The sequence below is a fragment of the Gimesia aquarii genome, from assembly GCF_007748195.1.
GTDB lineage: Bacteria > Planctomycetota > Planctomycetia > Planctomycetales > Planctomycetaceae > Gimesia > Gimesia aquarii.
In genome coordinates this window covers 460,350-475,413 of record NZ_CP037920.1, presented here as the reverse complement: position 1 = coordinate 475,413, position 15,064 = coordinate 460,350, and the positions used below count along the sequence as shown (strand labels likewise).

Sequence of the window (15,064 nt, the reverse complement as noted above, 5' to 3'; positions counted from 1 at the left end):
TTCACTCGGCCCGTCATCCTTCAAACGGTATCAGACCCGCGCGGCCCGACCGGTCAAATAACGCTCGAGAGATTTCCAGTACGGGTCAGAGGTCGAACACAACGAGTAATCAATCGCGTTGGACTTAACCATTTTTGACCATCCATCGAGGAACTCTTTCATCTCCTTTTGGTAAGCCGATCGGATATCCGAAACGTTGAGACGAAGCTTTGCCCCCGATTCACTATCGATAAACACGCCATGCTCAACATCCGGCAAACGAAGCTCGTCAGCATGCAGAACGTGAAACAGAATCACTTCTCCCCCACGATGCAAACACATAGACAATGCTTTCATTATTTCATTCCGATCATCCAGGAGATCGCTGAAAACAATCAGCAAATCGCGGCGTCCCACCTTACCAACAAGATCTCGAATCGCGTCTGGAAGGTTTCCGGTTCCGTGTGGGCGGGTACTCTCCATCAAAGTCAATATCTCGGAGAGATGCTGCATCGAATTATTGGCGCGCATAAATTTCTTCAGACCCTCACGAGCAAAAGTAATCGAAACCCGATCATGTTGCTTGATCAGAAGGAAAGCAATCGCACCAGCCAGAGAACACGCATAATCATACTTGCTTGTAACTGAAGAAGCGGATTTCGAGCGGCGCGAAGGAATGATTTGTTGAGGCGCGGTCACACCGTGGTAAGCCATCGACGCCGAGGCATCCACAAGCAGATTAACTCTCAGATCCGACTGATGTTCATACATTTTAATAAACAGCTTGTCGCTGCGCCCGAACACCTTCCAATCGATACTTCCGACGTCGTCGCCGGGAATATATTGCCGATAGTCGCGAAACTCGACGCTTTGGCCGCGCTGCGGTGTCGCATGCTGCCCCGAATACTGTCCTTCAATGATCTTTCTTGGGGAAAACGTCAGATGACTGAACCGGCGCAGATCCTGCACACGCAAATATTTACGGTTCATTTTTTTGGATCGTTGCGTTCGCGGGGTGGATGATTTACTCGACATAAATCGGCTCCGCTGGCTGATCCAAAACATGCCGGACAATGGCATCGGAATCAATTCCCTCGCCACTCGCGTTATAGTTAGGCATCACGCGATGACGTAACACTAAAGGAGCGACCTGTCTGATGTGTTGTGCTGAAACCGTCGGCTCTCCATCCAGGACTGCAAGCGCTTTTGCTCCAAGAATCATGTGCTGACTGGCACGTGGACCGGCACCCCAGGAGATGTAGTCACGAACGTATTGATCCGCTTCCGGTAATTCGGGACGCGTTTTTCGAGCTAAGGCGACGGCATAACTCACGACATGACGTGACACGGGCACTCGACGAACCAGTTGTTGATAGGACTTCACATCCTCCAGTGAACAGACAGATTGGACTGTCGGTTCATGCTCTTCCGTCGTGGACAGCACAATATTTTCCTCTTCCTCCACTGAAGGGTACTCCATCCATAGACTGAACATAAACCGGTCAAGCTGCGCTTCTGGAAGCGGGTATGTTCCTTCCTGTTCGATCGGGTTTTGTGTGGCAAATACGATAAATGGGCGTTGCAACTGGTGCTGCTCGCCCATGCTGGTTACCTTATATTCCTGCATTGCTTCCAACAAGGCCGACTGTGTCTTCGGCGGTGTCCGGTTGATCTCGTCCGCCAGGACAACATGTGCAAACAACGGACCTCTAACGAACTTCATCGTCCGTGTACCCGTTGTCGGATCTTCCTGCAACAACTCCATCCCGATAATGTCCGCGGGCATCATATCAGGAGTGAACTGAATACGTTTAAAACTCCACGATAACACCTGCGACAATGTTTTCACCAGTAGGGTCTTTGCCAGTCCCGGCACGCCGATAATTAATGTGTGCCCCTGGGAGAACACGGTCGTCAGAATCGAGCGTACGGTTTCATTCTGACCAATGATGACTTTTCCGATTTCCGCTTCCAATTCTCGATATGTTTGATGGGCTTTTTCGAGAAGCTCCAGATCGTTGTCTGGAAGTGGAGTGAGTTCTTTATGCATTATTTCAGCAATCCATTTCTGTGGTATCTAACTTAGTATCATGAGAGAGATTTAATACAGATCAACCTGCTTTCTCAACCATTATGTCTTTTACATCAAAACGGATCAAAAGTTTATTTTATTTTTTTCAATTTGTCGTTTGAAAATGTTGATTCATTGACCGGTTGAATCCCCAGTTCCTTTTCGAGAAGCGTAAAAAGTTGTTCCTGGCTTTCAGTTCGTCCCACAATTGTAGTGAATCCGGGAGATATGATTACAGGAATCCGCTCCGCCTGGCTGTCGTGATAGGCGGTCACATCCTGTCGAATCCAGTCTTCGATCCACTGATCCGCAAGCGCATTTTGCAACCCTTCCCGTGATACTAGTTCTTCCGCTTTCTTTCGTGCCTCAGCCGGATTGCGTGGCATTTCGGATTCAAATAACCAGACGTCGAAACTGTGAAAAGATAACGGATCGGCTTTCCAAACCGCCAAAGCCAGCTTTGCCAATTCACAGGAATTCTCAAACCGAGATTCTGTATGCTCCCAGAATGGATTGCACTCACTGTTGAGCGGCATCGGCATTAAAACAACACCCAACTGATCTTCATATCTTTGCATCCCGTTCCTCAAATACCCGTGGGTCGCCCGACAATGCGGACAACAATAATCGAACAGTAACACAAGTAACTTTGGAGCGTCCGGGGAACCAAGCATGGGAGCTTTGTGTGGAGAAAACTGCAACTTTCCGTCCAGAATCGAAATCATTCGGTCGACACCCGGTCCGGTATCAGCGTTTTCTCCCGGAGGTAATCGCTGTAACTGCGGCCCTTCATACGGTCCAAAGGCCTGAGAAACAATCAACCCGCCAACCAACAGAAAAGCTATCCCGCCCAAACGCAAAATATGCCCGAAAGGAATTGCCGAAGCAGGAGCCGAGTCGCCCGCGGAGACGCTTCCAGTCCGAATTGGAACTTTCCAGAAAATCGCCGTTGCGGTCAGCAGGCCGAGAGTATGATCAGCCATGCACCAGGGGCAAATCGAACCAACAACAATCAATTGCAATCCGATGAACCAAACAGCTGCAATTATCACAGTCGCAGCAAGCAGAAGCAGCAATGACTGCGCCTTCCAAGCACAATCAGGTTTAGTATGTGGACCGATGAAAAACGTTGTAGAGATAATAGTCAAATAAATCAAAACAGCCGGACCACTCACCGGGATACCGAATACCTGTGACCAGCGACTGGTGAGAACTTCTTCACAGCCGGAACCTTCACCGCATCCGGCGGGAAGGCCGTGGTTTGCTAACGAGAGATACAACAGGTAGCCCGCTACGACACCTGCCGCCAGTGCTGGTAATCTGATGAACCAATGCGATGTCTTTTTTCTTGAAGAATCAGACGGAATCTCAATTACGTCTTCAGTCATTTCGCCAGATTCCTCCAAATTTCAATAATGAAATATACAGTTTACTATTTATAATAATCGTGTATTTTTGAGATAGCACTATATTATACGCACTGCAAAACTTTAACTCCAACAATAAGCATTGATCTGTATGAATACAACAACCTTTATTCACATACATAGAGAAACAATTTGTCGCTGTTCCCAAATCTCCCAAAACAAATACGAATAGAGATCGAACAATCCTTGAAAATTCTCCCGGATGTCGCACGGAATTGACTGAGGAGGCAGGAACCGGAATACAGAAATTCGAGTCGGCTCTCATTTATCACCCGAAGGGTGAATTTATTCTGGAGAGCTTTTTGACTTATAAAACAAGGTTGTTGAAAACCCATCAAGCCATGCTATCTCAACCGAATTGAGCTGACATTTAGGCTTGTGCCCTTCGGCGCGAAGATTCGGCGCGGGTTAGTCCGAAACACCACGGACGTTATTGATTGCGCGAAAACTGCTTCGGTGAAATCAACCGAGTTACAAAACCGCACAGGCGGATCAAGCCAGAAAAGGTTCGTTTTTCTAAGAGCTTACATTAACGCTATCGATTACCGGAATTCGATTCTCATGTGAATGAAAAATTCATCCCGAGAATCAAAATTCGCTTAACTCATTTAAGCAGCAGGTTTTTAATACGACTAAGACCTGAATAAAAATCAATACCCAGGCAATATTCGTTACTCGGATAACAGTTTCTCCCAGCCGCGCATAAAAAGTGTCCGGTAAAAGGTAGGGATTTTTCAACACGCCCGATAATTTACCGGACACAGGAAATTGAGGTAATTGAATGGCAATAGAAGATCTGAACGAATACAATAGGGATTCTCAGTTTAGATAATTCAGTCGACATAATTCACTCAGGTTTTTTATGCCAACCTTTCAAGTCCGAGTCATTATACTTACGCTTTTTGGAGCGGTGATGTACGCGAGCTATATCGGACTCACACTATGGAACAAGTCTGACTTCTGTTGTGGATGGGGTACTCACTATCGACAACTTTCTGTCAAACACAAAAACGAGCAACAAAAGGCTATCGCCGAAAATCGTCCTGATGACGCCGAAATATATAGGGTTTATGCAAAGGCATCATCGTTGATCGCTGATAAATACCATCGCGTTGCTAGCAACCCGTTGCTGCCTTACCCAAAAGTGCCGCTGATAACTGAAGCGGAGCTTGGCGCTGATCCCAACATTCTCAACGGGCGACAATGAATGGTGCACGCGAGCCACAGGCCTGAGCAAGACACGTGTATCCAATTTGAGAATCGCAATATTATAAGCAGCTTGGATGCTATAGCTTTTTATTGAATGTTAAAAGTGAGCGGTAAATAATGATTTACCAGACACTTTTCATTTATGGGATCACTGTGATTTGCCTGGTAAACGAACATGACCCGGTCATTTTTCTTTTTTGGGATTGAAGTGATATATTCGAGAAACACTTACAGCTACAATACCTTACGTTAATTCACTGTCTACGCGTTAGTCCACAAAAGAGAGGACTATGAATGAACACAACCAATCAAATACTATGTCTCATATTGATGATCACCGTATCTTCCTTTACTGGTTGCGGACAATCACAGTCAAAGTCGCCCACTCTAACACCGGTCACTGCCCCAAAACGAGAGAAGCTTGTATCAATTACGGATGGACCACGACCAACTGCAATTAGAGGAGCCGCTTTTGTGGACACTCATCGTTTCCATGAAATAGAAAATACCGACGAAAAATGGGTTTGTATAGAAGGAACTGTAAATCGCACAGGTGAAATAATGGGGGCTTCGTTTGTGTCAGTTACCTGTCCCACATGTGGAACACATATTTATTGTGAAAGTTTAAATCAATTGGATAAATTCGCAATCCCTAATGGAATTCGCATTATCATCCGTGGTCGCGTGTTTCATGACAATAAGCTTGCGGAGTCAATGCCGGTTTCACAAAATGAGATTAATGTTGCCTTGGATAGAGAGTCAAACGCTGAACTGATGAAGTCACTTAAATCAGCAACAGACAGAAAAGAAAAATAAGATGTCCAAATTGTCGTTGTGGTGGAATTTTAAATCAACGTTACTCGTGCGCTGTCCCATCAAATCATATCTTTTCCTATTACTAAATTGACACTCAAGAGATACTCTTTAAAAAAGTGACCGGGTAACACGTATTAGCCAGTCAATTGATTCGGGTACATATTTAATAACTGTTTCATAAACTTAACAACTGACGGAGCCTCTTTAGTGGCAGAATAGAGCAGTTAAGTACGATTACTTATAATCACCATAAGTGGAATTATTCAGTCTAAAAGGAAGATCCTTGCCTAGTTTAGAACAACTCGAAAAATGGCGAACTTGTTATGAATTGATTTGCGATTGCGTGTCTCAAATTACGTTAAAACGTGAAGTTGAACGCTTATCCGATATGATCTGGACTGATTACGGAGGGGAGGATGTGACGAACGACCCATTTGATGGTACGTGGGAAGGCGGCGCGATCTTGGAAATGCAAATATTTCGACGACTCTTGTGTCGAGACGACTATTATGACTCAGATATCGATGAGGCACAGCGAAGATTGAAGTCGAACCCTAACTACATGACAGTCATAGAACTTGGGACATGCAAAGAAAATGACCAACTCATTATCCGACTTGATACGAACGTCATCTAAAGGAAGACAGGATGAACGGGTAAGATGAGTTACCCGGCCACTTTTCATTAATAAACGTCAAAATAACGCCGGATCTTTTCATTTAAGGCCTAGTGGACGTCTCAAGAGTTCAAACCTCGGACCATTTAATCGTTACATTGAGTGGACGACAAAGAAACATCCGTGCGTCATTTCAACGAACATTCTTTTAATTAATTAGAAGATTTTATTGACAACGAATTTCATTCATGTTAGTTTCATCTAATTAATTAAATGTTCTTTTTCAGAAACCGCTGAAACTCGACCAGTGAGGGCTTCCTTTTGACGATTCATACCGTCCTCACAGTATCACAGGAAAAGACAATGGCTCGTCCCGTATCAGAACACCCCACAGCACTTGAACTCGAGATCCTTAAAATTTTGTGGGATGATTCACCTCTCCCGGTTCGCGATGTTCGAGCCAAGTTGGAATCAGAGGCACAACGACCTTTGGCGCATAGTTCTGTGATCACGATCCTCAATATCATGCACCAAAAAGGATATTTAAAACGACAAAAGCAAGGTAAGTCGTTTTTATTCTCACCAAAGGTGCAAAAAGAAAATATTGCGAGCAACATCATGGGAGATTTATTGTCCCGATTATTTGATGGCTCACCTTCCGCAATGATGCTCAATCTTCTCGAAACAGCCGAGGTCGATACCAACGAACTCGCAGCGCTACGAAAACTGATTACCCGCAAGGCAAAGGAGCAGTCGAAATGATCTGGCAAAATTTCATCGATCCTGCATTGAGTACGAGAATTTGTCTGACGTTAGTACATTCTGTCTGGCAAATGGCGGGTCTGTTATTCATTGTCTGGTGCAGCGGCTTGATCTGGAAAAACCGAACAGTTGAAACCAGCTATACCATGAATGTAGCAGCGCTGCTTGTTGGCCTGCTGGCAATACCGATCACGTTTCTTGTGCTGGATGTTGTTGACGTCCCTGAACAATCTACCGTGAGCATAAAAGCAACTGAAGATTCTCTAGTAACATCACCTAGACTGACACCTGACAAGACAGCCCTGGCTCCTCCCGCAAAATCACAAGCAAGTGGACTACCATTGGCACATAACAAACCGACAGAAAATACTTCCACCAGCGAGGCTTCACTCGCTGCACATTCATCAAACGGGCTGTTATTCGAATGGTTGCAGTACATGCCCTGGGTTGTTGCCTTCTATCTTGCGGGTGTCGTTATTATGCTGGCACGATTAGGTTTAGCAATGATCAAAGCAAATCAGCTTGGTGCGCAAGCAATGGTTATCAAAGAAGGACCGCTTGTCGAATCATTGCAATCCTTAGCCAATCAATGGTCCATGAAAATCGTTCCCACATTGACCTATACTGAGCAAATCATGATCCCAACCGTCATCGGACTGATTCGGCCAATGATCCTTATGCCGGCTTCCATCCTAAGTGGTCTGACAACGGATGAGCTGGAGATGATTCTGATTCATGAATTAGCTCACATCAGACGCTATGACATGTGGGTCAATTTACTGCAACGGCTCGCAGAGACCATCCTGTTTTTCAATCCGGCCCTCTGGTACCTCAGCCGACGTATCAGCGTGTTACGTGAATTTTGTTGTGATGAAATCACGTGCCAGGAAGAACCTCATCTCCCTCTTGAACGGCGAGTACAATACGCGACGGCTCTGTTAAGAGTCGTTGAACTTTCAAAACCCAACGATGTCATCATTCCTGACCTTGCATCGCTGGCAGCCAGTGGCCGCTCCCCATCCGAAGTACGGCGTCGCGTGGCAAGACTCTTCGGGGAGCCACTCCGAGAGCCCATTCGATTTTCTCGCAGCATGGCGTTATCAATTGCCGCCACAGCTTTGTTATTTGTATGTGGCCCCGCACTCTGGTCCACCTACGCTAAAGTTAACCAGTCTCCAGAACCTATTCCGCAAAAAAATAAGATCGCAACCACTGACAAATCCACAAAGCCATTTTCCTTTGGCAGTAAAGTGGAAGTTTTATCGATTGGCACATATAACGAAAAACCACAGCGCTGGTGGAATTCTGAAGGCATTTTACAACCTTCTATTCCCTATCACATACAAGGAGCTACAGTCGCAGTCAGCGAGAACCAGATTGGTAGACAACTAGTATTTCGAATTTCTGAACTCCCCGACGGTTCCTCTGTCAAATGGAAACTATTCAACACAGGTTCATCCGCGAACGGTGAAGTCGTTCTCGATGGAGTGGAAAGCCCACCTGGCTATCGTTCACAGATCTTCAACACTCGCAAAGGAACGAAATCATTTGACCTGAGTGTCGGAGTCGCCAGTAGTCAGTGGACGACAGTCAGTGAAGCAAACTCCAATGCCAGTTCTACCGCTACAAGAGATAACCAGGGCATTATTTTTTCGGGAGCATTTATTAAGAAAAATCCTAACACTAAAAAAGAAGAGCTCGTCACAGTTGTGACACACAGTTTACAAAAAAGTGACGTTCGTGTGATCGCCGTTGATTCCCAGGGTAAAACTCATACTGCTTCAAAATCTGCACAACAATACGCAGGTGGTACAGCACCCGTTCATCAGACAAGATGGTATTTCAGAAATCTTGAACTGAAAAACTTCGACCACTTTGAATTCCAGAAACGTGAATTCGAATGGGTCGAGTTGAAAGACTTGCCACTTTACCCTTCGGAAACTATTAACACGCTATCCGAGAAAAAAACGACTCAGGAAAACAGCGAAACACCGACTCCAGTGAAGCATGTTTCTCCCGAAAAGTTACCGATCGTCGTAGCAAAACATGTTTTGTTACTGAATGGAAATCAGATCATCACTTGGAAAGAACTCGAACAGAAATTTGCAGCGATGCCTGATCCCTCATCAGTCAGACCCGCATTTTACATTACCAGAGGGGCCACGGAAGCGGGTCTATATAAGACAACAAAAGCAAAAATCTGGGAGTTGCATCGTAAATTTAAACTCGGTGGCCATAGCGAAGGGAGCCTTTGGCCACGGACCGATTTTCGATATGACCACATTAAAACGGTTGACGATCTGCGACCTGATACTGCCCTGAAATTCACGGGCACAATTCTCAACTCAAAAGGAGAACCAGTGGAAGGGGCCGAAGTGGTATTGATCAAACCTGTCGACAAGTCGATCTCTTACAAATCTTATCATATGGCCCTCATACAGGGACGAATCCGCAACCGACTTGAGCATATTATGACCCTTTCAGACTCGAATGGTCAGTTTGAGTTATATCCGCCAAAGAACCCGTGGTATTACATCGTTGCCTTACATCCCAAAGAAGGTTTTTCTCTCAACAGAAGCGATTGGATTCAGCCAGACAAAAAACTCAAGCTGTTGCCCTGGTCGGGATTAAAAACAAATATAGATGAAGTGCCGAACGAAACACAAACCGTGTCTCTCAGGACACAAATAGAGGCAACAGAAGCCTGGCCGGAAATCATCTTTAACCAATATTGGAGCGACCTGCCCAAATCGGTTCAAGCAGAGGGCTTTCAGTATCAACAGATTCCACCGATCAATCGAACAACGATCTCTCGTAGTTTTAGCGGTCAGGACGGGGGAAGCTTCTCGATACCCGGCGCATCCGTCAGCCTGTTGCCTGGAGAAATTCGAGAGCTTGGCCTGGGACCGCTCTCCAAACAACAACGCATGCAACTGAACAGGATGCGCGAGTCATCTCGTAAACGCCGTGAGTTCATTAATGAAAAACGTAAAGGCCATGAAAAGGTGAAGAAAGAATAAATGACTCAATCTCGCACAGCAGCCCATTGCTGGTCCAGAATTTTGGGGGATATTTTAAGAGCCGTTCCCAGTTTCTGCGCAAAGAGTGAGATACGATATTCTTCCAGCATCCAACGAAATTTAATTAACTGCGGATCGATAATCTCGCGTTCATGGTGTTGTCGGGCACGTTGGGAATATTGTTCGAAGTAACGTGAAATACTTCGGATATTACCGAGATCGCGTTTCAGACCAGCGCCTCCCAGTTTTCCCAGGCGAATCTCGATGCCCTCAAGGTATCGAGGAAACTGCTGTAACCAGGGATAAGGTGTGCTGACCAGAAAGCGATCGTTGATCATCGCTTTCAATTGTGCCCGCATATCATGCAACGGTTCATTCCAGGCGGGTACTTTGGTTTTATCCAAAGCCACCTTGATGCGATGATACTTTTCAAGCAATTCAGGCAACAGGCTGGCTAAATCTTGTGCCGCTACGGGAATTTGATTACGCCATTCTTTGACCAACTGTCGATATTGCGCTTCGCTGCGCGGAAGCCGTTCTTTCTGACCAAATAATGTGCGTTCCGCCAGCAATTCGATTAACTGTTCTTTGAAATTGATCCCGCCAATAGAAGTCGCATACAGCGCCATCTGACTTAGGCCGGGCAAGTGATCCACCTGCGATTTCAACTTACGATGTTCAGCGAGAACAAACAGGCGCCTCAGCCCGAAGCGTGTTTCATAAGCGGCTCGCTCGGGGGCATCGCGTAAACAGAGGGCAACCGACTTGCCTTCATCCAGTAAACTCGGAAAACCGGTGAGTGAAAGACGATCGTGCTGAACTTGAACCTCTGCCGGAAAGTCGCCGAACGTCCAGTCCGTTAATCCACTCTGACTCCAGTGATCATCGGAAAGCGAAGAAAAACTGTCGGCCGCCTTGGAACCAAATTTCTGACGCAACTCTGTCAGGTTACGCTTGCTGGCAATAGTTTCACCCTGCTGATCAAGCACGCGAATATTCATCTGCAAGTGATGCGGCAAACGCTGAATTTCAAACTGATCGGCCGTGATCGGTTCACCCGAAATCTGTGACAGCATCTCGGCGACCGTCTCTTCAAACGACCCCTTGCCGAACTCCAGCTTGCTAACCACCTGTCGTGCCGTTTCTGGAGCCGGTACCAGCATACGACGTACCGACTTCGGTAACGCCTTGATCATCGCGGCGACTTTTTCTTCCAACAGACCGGGCACCAGCCACCCCAATCGATGCGGAGAAAGCTGATTCAAACTCTCCTGCGGTATCGAAACCGTAACACCATCTTCTTCAGCGCCGGGCTCCAGATGATATTCCAGTGGAAACTGCATTTTTCCCATGTTGAGTGCATTAGGAAATTCCGTTTCGTCGACGTCCTGAGCTTGTTCTTCGAAGAAGTCTTCCAGTCGCATGTTGAGCAGAGTTGGCGTTTTGCGGCTGGCGACCTTCCACCACTTTTTTAAACTGACACCATCGAAGACATCCGTGGGGATTCGCTCATCATAAAACGCAAACTGCTGTTCCTGCGAGGGAATCAAATCGTAACGCCGCGACTTAGCCTGCTGCTGTTCGAGGGCTTCCAGAAAATTCTGATTGTGAGTCAGAAAATCGATCTTCAGATTGATGTCCCCTTCGATGAGTCCGTATTGCAGCATTAAAGTCCGTGATTGATCGGGATTAATTTTTCCGTAATGCACCGATCGCCTGGGAACAATCGTCAGTCCAAACAGGGTCACTTTTTCTGTTGCGACTGCCGAGGCAGCGTCTCCATTCCAACGTGGATCACTCCAGCTTTTTTTCACCAGATGAGCGGCCGCTGGTTCGATCCAGTTGGGTGAAATCTTCGCGACCGTGCGTGCATAGCGTTTGCTGGTCTCAATCAGTTCCGCCGAGATAATCCATTTCGGCTTTTTCTCAAAGACTCCCGAACCGGGCCAGAGAAAATATTTTTGCTGACCCGATCCCGTGTATTCGTTCGTATCGGAACGCATGGCGATATTCGAAAGAAATCCGGGTAACAGAGCGCGGTGGATGGATGCCGAATCATCCTTGCGAGGATGAATTTTTAAACCTGTCTCTTCCACCAGCTGTCTCAACTGACGAAAGATGTCCGCCCACTCCCGCAATCGATTGTAGGACAAAAAATTCTGCACACATGCCTTGCGCAGCCGACTCTGCGAAAGATCCTCTTTCAACTTGTGATAAAAGTCCCAGAGTTTGAGATAACTGAGAAAATCAGAATCAGGATCGCGGAACTGCAAATGTGCTTCATCGGCTGCCTGCTGTTTGTCAATCGGTCGCTCGCGCGGGTCTTGCAACTCCAGGGCCGCTGCGATAATCAGGATTTCATGTAGACAATTTTCATCATGAGCCGCTAATATCATCCGGGCAATGCGAGGGTCAACGGGTAAGCGACTCAGTTGCCTGCCGATGTCAGTCAATCGATGATGTGAGTCAATCGCCCCCAGTTCAAATAACGTATTGTAACCATCGCGAATGGCGACCGGTTTGGGTGGATCAATAAAGGGAAACTCTTCAATGGCTCCCAGTTTCATCGTCAGTGTCTGCAGAATGACGGAAGCCAGATTGGTTCGCAGAATTTCCGGTGGAGTAAATTCGTCGCGGCTGTTAAAGTCGGTTTCACTATAGAGTCGAATACAAATCCCAGGTGCGACGCGACCACAGCGTCCCGCCCGCTGATTCGCTGACGCTTGCGAGACCGCTTCTATCGGCAGACGCTGCACTTGCGAGCGACTCGAATAACGACTGATGCGCGCCAAGCCGGTATCAATCACATACCGAATGCCGGGCACTGTGATCGACGATTCGGCAACGTTGGTCGCGATTACAATCCGCCGATACGAAGAGGGGCGGAAGACCTTGTTCTGTTCCGCCGTCGACAGCCTGCCATATAAGGGCACGATTTCTGTTTGGCGTGCCCCATCGTCGCCAATGATTGAACGCCCCCGCAGAAGCTTAGCCGTCTCGCGGATATCCCATTCCGTTGGCACAAAGATCAGAATGTCACCCTCATCAATGGCCGCCAACTCATTTACCGCCTCTGCCAGCAACGATTGTTCGTCGGCCCCATTCCCCTGTGACTTCGATTGATTTTGTGCCTTCGGTTCTACATCAAGAGGACGATAGCGAATTTCCACCGGATACGTTCTGCCGGATACATTCAGGATTGGCGCTGGCTTATCTCTTGTCGAAAAATGTTCGCTGAAGCGATCTGCGTCGATGGTGGCAGAGGTGATAATCACCCGCAGGTCTTTACGTTTGGGAAGCAGACGTTTCAGAAACCCGAGTAGAAAATCAATGTTCAACGAACGTTCGTGGGCTTCGTCAATAATAATCGTATCGTATTGATTCAAGAATCGGTCGGTCTGTGTCTCCGCCAGCAGAATCCCGTCGGTCATCAACTTAATATAGGTATTCGGATTCGTGGTGTCCGTGAATCGTATCTTAAAGCCGCAGGCGGTTCCCTGTTCGCGTCCCAGTTCTTCAGAGATCCGCGCACAAACCGAACGAGCGGCGATGCGGCGGGGTTGCGTGTGACCAATCAAACCACCAATACCACGCCCCATTGACAGCAAGAGCTTGGGAAGTTGCGTCGATTTTCCCGACCCGGTTTCGCCACAAACAATGACGACTTGATTCTCTTCAATCGTTTGTTTGATTGTCTCCAATTCTTCATGAATCGGCAGGCTCTTGTCAAAGGTAATCTGCGGACACTGCTTCAAACGCGCCGCGCGACGGTCCATGGACTTTTTCAGTTCGTCGCGCAGCCGCTTCAAATTTTTATCGAACGGCTTCTTGCTTTTTTTCGCCTGTCGAATTGACCGCAGTCGTTGTGAAAACCGAAACTGATCGCCGGCCATCGCCTGTTCAATCGAAGCCGGCAGTTCCGACAGCGCAGCATCTACACTCTCACCGGCAGAACCAGCGTCAGCAGAAACCGATTGAGAATCACCGCGGGACATTAGACAACATCGAAGCAAAAGAGACATAACAAGATGGAGAAATAAGGACCCGCATTATGAAACGAAAGTTCGGCAGCGCGAAGGGTTTAGAGCGAGATTTGTGAGATTACCGGTTCAAACGGGTTCAAAGAGGCGATTATGACGGCTGTATTTATGCTATCTTGATTGAGTTGGTTCAGTTTTGTTATCTCAATCACGAGCAACAATCCGTCCCTAACTGTATCAATTGTGCGGCGACCTTTTGCAGATCGGGTTCGATGATTTCGGGTGACCTGGCGAGTGGATAGAGCTGGGCGCCCGGTCTGGAAACGAAGGCACCGCGCCAGCCTGCCCAGAGGGCACCGGCGATGTCCCAGCCATGGGCGGCGATCAGCATGCAGTCCTCCGGCTGGACTTTCATTTTTCGGGCCGCCCATTTGTAAACATGAGTGTGAGGTTTGAACATCTGGAGTTCTTCGATACTCAATCGGGTTTCGAATAGATCAAACAGCCCCGCGTTTTTCATCTGTGCATCGACGCCTGCCTGAGAGGAGTTGGTCAATGTTACGATGCGATATCCGGCCTGTTTTAATTGCTCGAGCGCCGGTTTGACATCGGGATGTGGTGGCAGGGATCGGATGGGGGCAATTGCCTGTCTGGCGGCTTCATCAGAAAGTTCGATCCCGTGGTTGCGCGCCACCATCTGTAGTGTGGCCGCGCCGATCACGCCGAAGTCGTTGTAATGATCGCCGACAGTCGCGACCAGAGAATGTTGCAGCATGGTGGTAAACCAGAGTGGCAGCAGATCAGCGCGCCCATTGAGCGCTAGCGCGACACTCTGTTTCATCGCTTCCAGATCCAGCAGCGTTTCATTGACATCAAAGAACAGGCATTTCGGCCGCGTGTTCGCACGCGAAGCTGGCTGATCCTGTGCCGATGCCAATGCGGGTAACATTCCGGCAGCAACTCCAGCACTGGTCGCCAGAAAATTACGACGGCTGTTATCAGATCTGTCTGCTGGATCGGATTCCTGGCCAGGCGACATCCCTTCGTCCTTTCTCTGGCAACTTCAATCGAACTTTTCAGGAAACCAGAGTGGTTTCCGCATTTCATAAAGTGTATTCGATGTTAACCAGAGGGTCTATGGAATTGTTATTCCTATACACCCACTGAAAAGATGCAGTCAGGGC

10 protein-coding genes are annotated in these 15,064 nt (G+C 47.5%); 5 read left to right on the top strand and 5 right to left on the bottom strand.

Annotated elements, in window-relative coordinates; translation table 11 throughout:
* Nucleotides 1-30: 30 nt before the first annotated feature.
* The 3 genes from V144x_RS01925 to V144x_RS01915 form a co-directional block, all read right to left on the bottom strand.
* Nucleotides 31-1,014, bottom strand: a complete 984-nt coding sequence (locus V144x_RS01925; protein ID WP_197998720.1) for a DUF58 domain-containing protein — start codon at nucleotides 1,012-1,014, stop codon at nucleotides 31-33.
* Nucleotides 1,004-2,029 carry an AAA family ATPase gene (locus tag V144x_RS01920; protein ID WP_144980588.1) on the bottom strand — a complete coding sequence of 342 codons (1,026 nt, stop codon included), beginning with the start codon at nucleotides 2,027-2,029 and terminating at the stop codon, nucleotides 1,004-1,006. The genes V144x_RS01925 and V144x_RS01920 overlap by 11 nt, the downstream gene beginning before the upstream one ends.
* A 113-nt stretch (nucleotides 2,030-2,142) precedes the next feature.
* Complete coding sequence (locus V144x_RS01915) at nucleotides 2,143-3,438, bottom strand: vitamin K epoxide reductase family protein (protein WP_144980585.1); 1,296 nt, start codon at nucleotides 3,436-3,438, stop codon at nucleotides 2,143-2,145.
* Nucleotides 3,439-4,390: 952 nt separating this feature from the next.
* On the opposite strand from V144x_RS01915, the gene V144x_RS01910 reads away from it, so the two are divergent.
* From V144x_RS01910 to V144x_RS01890, 5 genes are all read left to right on the top strand, one after another.
* Nucleotides 4,391-4,684 carry a hypothetical protein gene (locus V144x_RS01910; protein ID WP_144980582.1) on the top strand — a complete coding sequence of 98 codons (294 nt, stop codon included), beginning with the start codon at nucleotides 4,391-4,393 and terminating at the stop codon, nucleotides 4,682-4,684.
* Between the two features lie 476 nt (nucleotides 4,685-5,160).
* On the top strand, nucleotides 5,161-5,502 hold the full coding sequence (locus V144x_RS01905) for a hypothetical protein (protein ID WP_144980579.1): 342 nt from the start codon (nucleotides 5,161-5,163) through the stop codon (nucleotides 5,500-5,502).
* A 283-nt stretch (nucleotides 5,503-5,785) separates the two neighbouring features.
* Nucleotides 5,786-6,139: a hypothetical protein gene (locus tag V144x_RS01900; protein WP_144980576.1), complete on the top strand. Its 354-nt coding sequence runs from the start codon at nucleotides 5,786-5,788 to the stop codon at nucleotides 6,137-6,139.
* 342 nt (nucleotides 6,140-6,481) lie between these two features.
* Nucleotides 6,482-6,880, top strand: coding sequence for a BlaI/MecI/CopY family transcriptional regulator (locus V144x_RS01895; protein ID WP_144980573.1), 399 nt, complete (start codon nucleotides 6,482-6,484; stop codon nucleotides 6,878-6,880).
* Nucleotides 6,877-9,900: a M56 family metallopeptidase gene (locus tag V144x_RS01890; RefSeq protein ID WP_144980570.1), complete on the top strand. Its 3,024-nt coding sequence runs from the start codon at nucleotides 6,877-6,879 to the stop codon at nucleotides 9,898-9,900. Before V144x_RS01895 ends, V144x_RS01890 begins: the two co-directional genes overlap by 4 nt.
* 5 nt (nucleotides 9,901-9,905) lie before the next feature.
* Here the strand turns inward: V144x_RS01890 and hrpA are convergent, their stop codons facing one another.
* Nucleotides 9,906-13,895: an ATP-dependent RNA helicase HrpA gene (gene hrpA / locus V144x_RS01885; RefSeq protein ID WP_144980567.1), complete on the bottom strand. Its 3,990-nt coding sequence runs from the start codon at nucleotides 13,893-13,895 to the stop codon at nucleotides 9,906-9,908.
* 193 nt (nucleotides 13,896-14,088) lie between these two features.
* Complete coding sequence (locus tag V144x_RS01880; protein ID WP_144980564.1) at nucleotides 14,089-14,919, bottom strand: haloacid dehalogenase type II; 831 nt, start codon at nucleotides 14,917-14,919, stop codon at nucleotides 14,089-14,091.
* Between the last annotated feature and the right edge of the window lie 145 nt (nucleotides 14,920-15,064).

Excerpts from the sequence above, each read along its gene's own strand:
- V144x_RS01925 (WP_197998720.1), bottom strand. The coding sequence starts at position 1,014 with ATGTCGAGTAAATCATCCACCCCGCGAACGCAACGATCCAAAAAAATG.
- V144x_RS01920 (WP_144980588.1), bottom strand. The coding sequence starts at position 2,029 with ATGCATAAAGAACTCACTCCACTTCCAGACAACGATCTGGAGCTTCTC.
- V144x_RS01915 (WP_144980585.1), bottom strand. The coding sequence starts at position 3,438 with ATGACTGAAGACGTAATTGAGATTCCGTCTGATTCTTCAAGAAAAAAG.
- V144x_RS01910 (WP_144980582.1), top strand. The coding sequence starts at position 4,391 with ATGTACGCGAGCTATATCGGACTCACACTATGGAACAAGTCTGACTTC.
- V144x_RS01895 (WP_144980573.1), top strand. The coding sequence starts at position 6,482 with ATGGCTCGTCCCGTATCAGAACACCCCACAGCACTTGAACTCGAGATC.
- V144x_RS01890 (WP_144980570.1), top strand. The coding sequence starts at position 6,877 with ATGATCTGGCAAAATTTCATCGATCCTGCATTGAGTACGAGAATTTGT.
- hrpA (WP_144980567.1), bottom strand. The coding sequence starts at position 13,895 with ATGTCCCGCGGTGATTCTCAATCGGTTTCTGCTGACGCTGGTTCTGCC.
- V144x_RS01880 (WP_144980564.1), bottom strand. The coding sequence starts at position 14,919 with ATGTCGCCTGGCCAGGAATCCGATCCAGCAGACAGATCTGATAACAGC.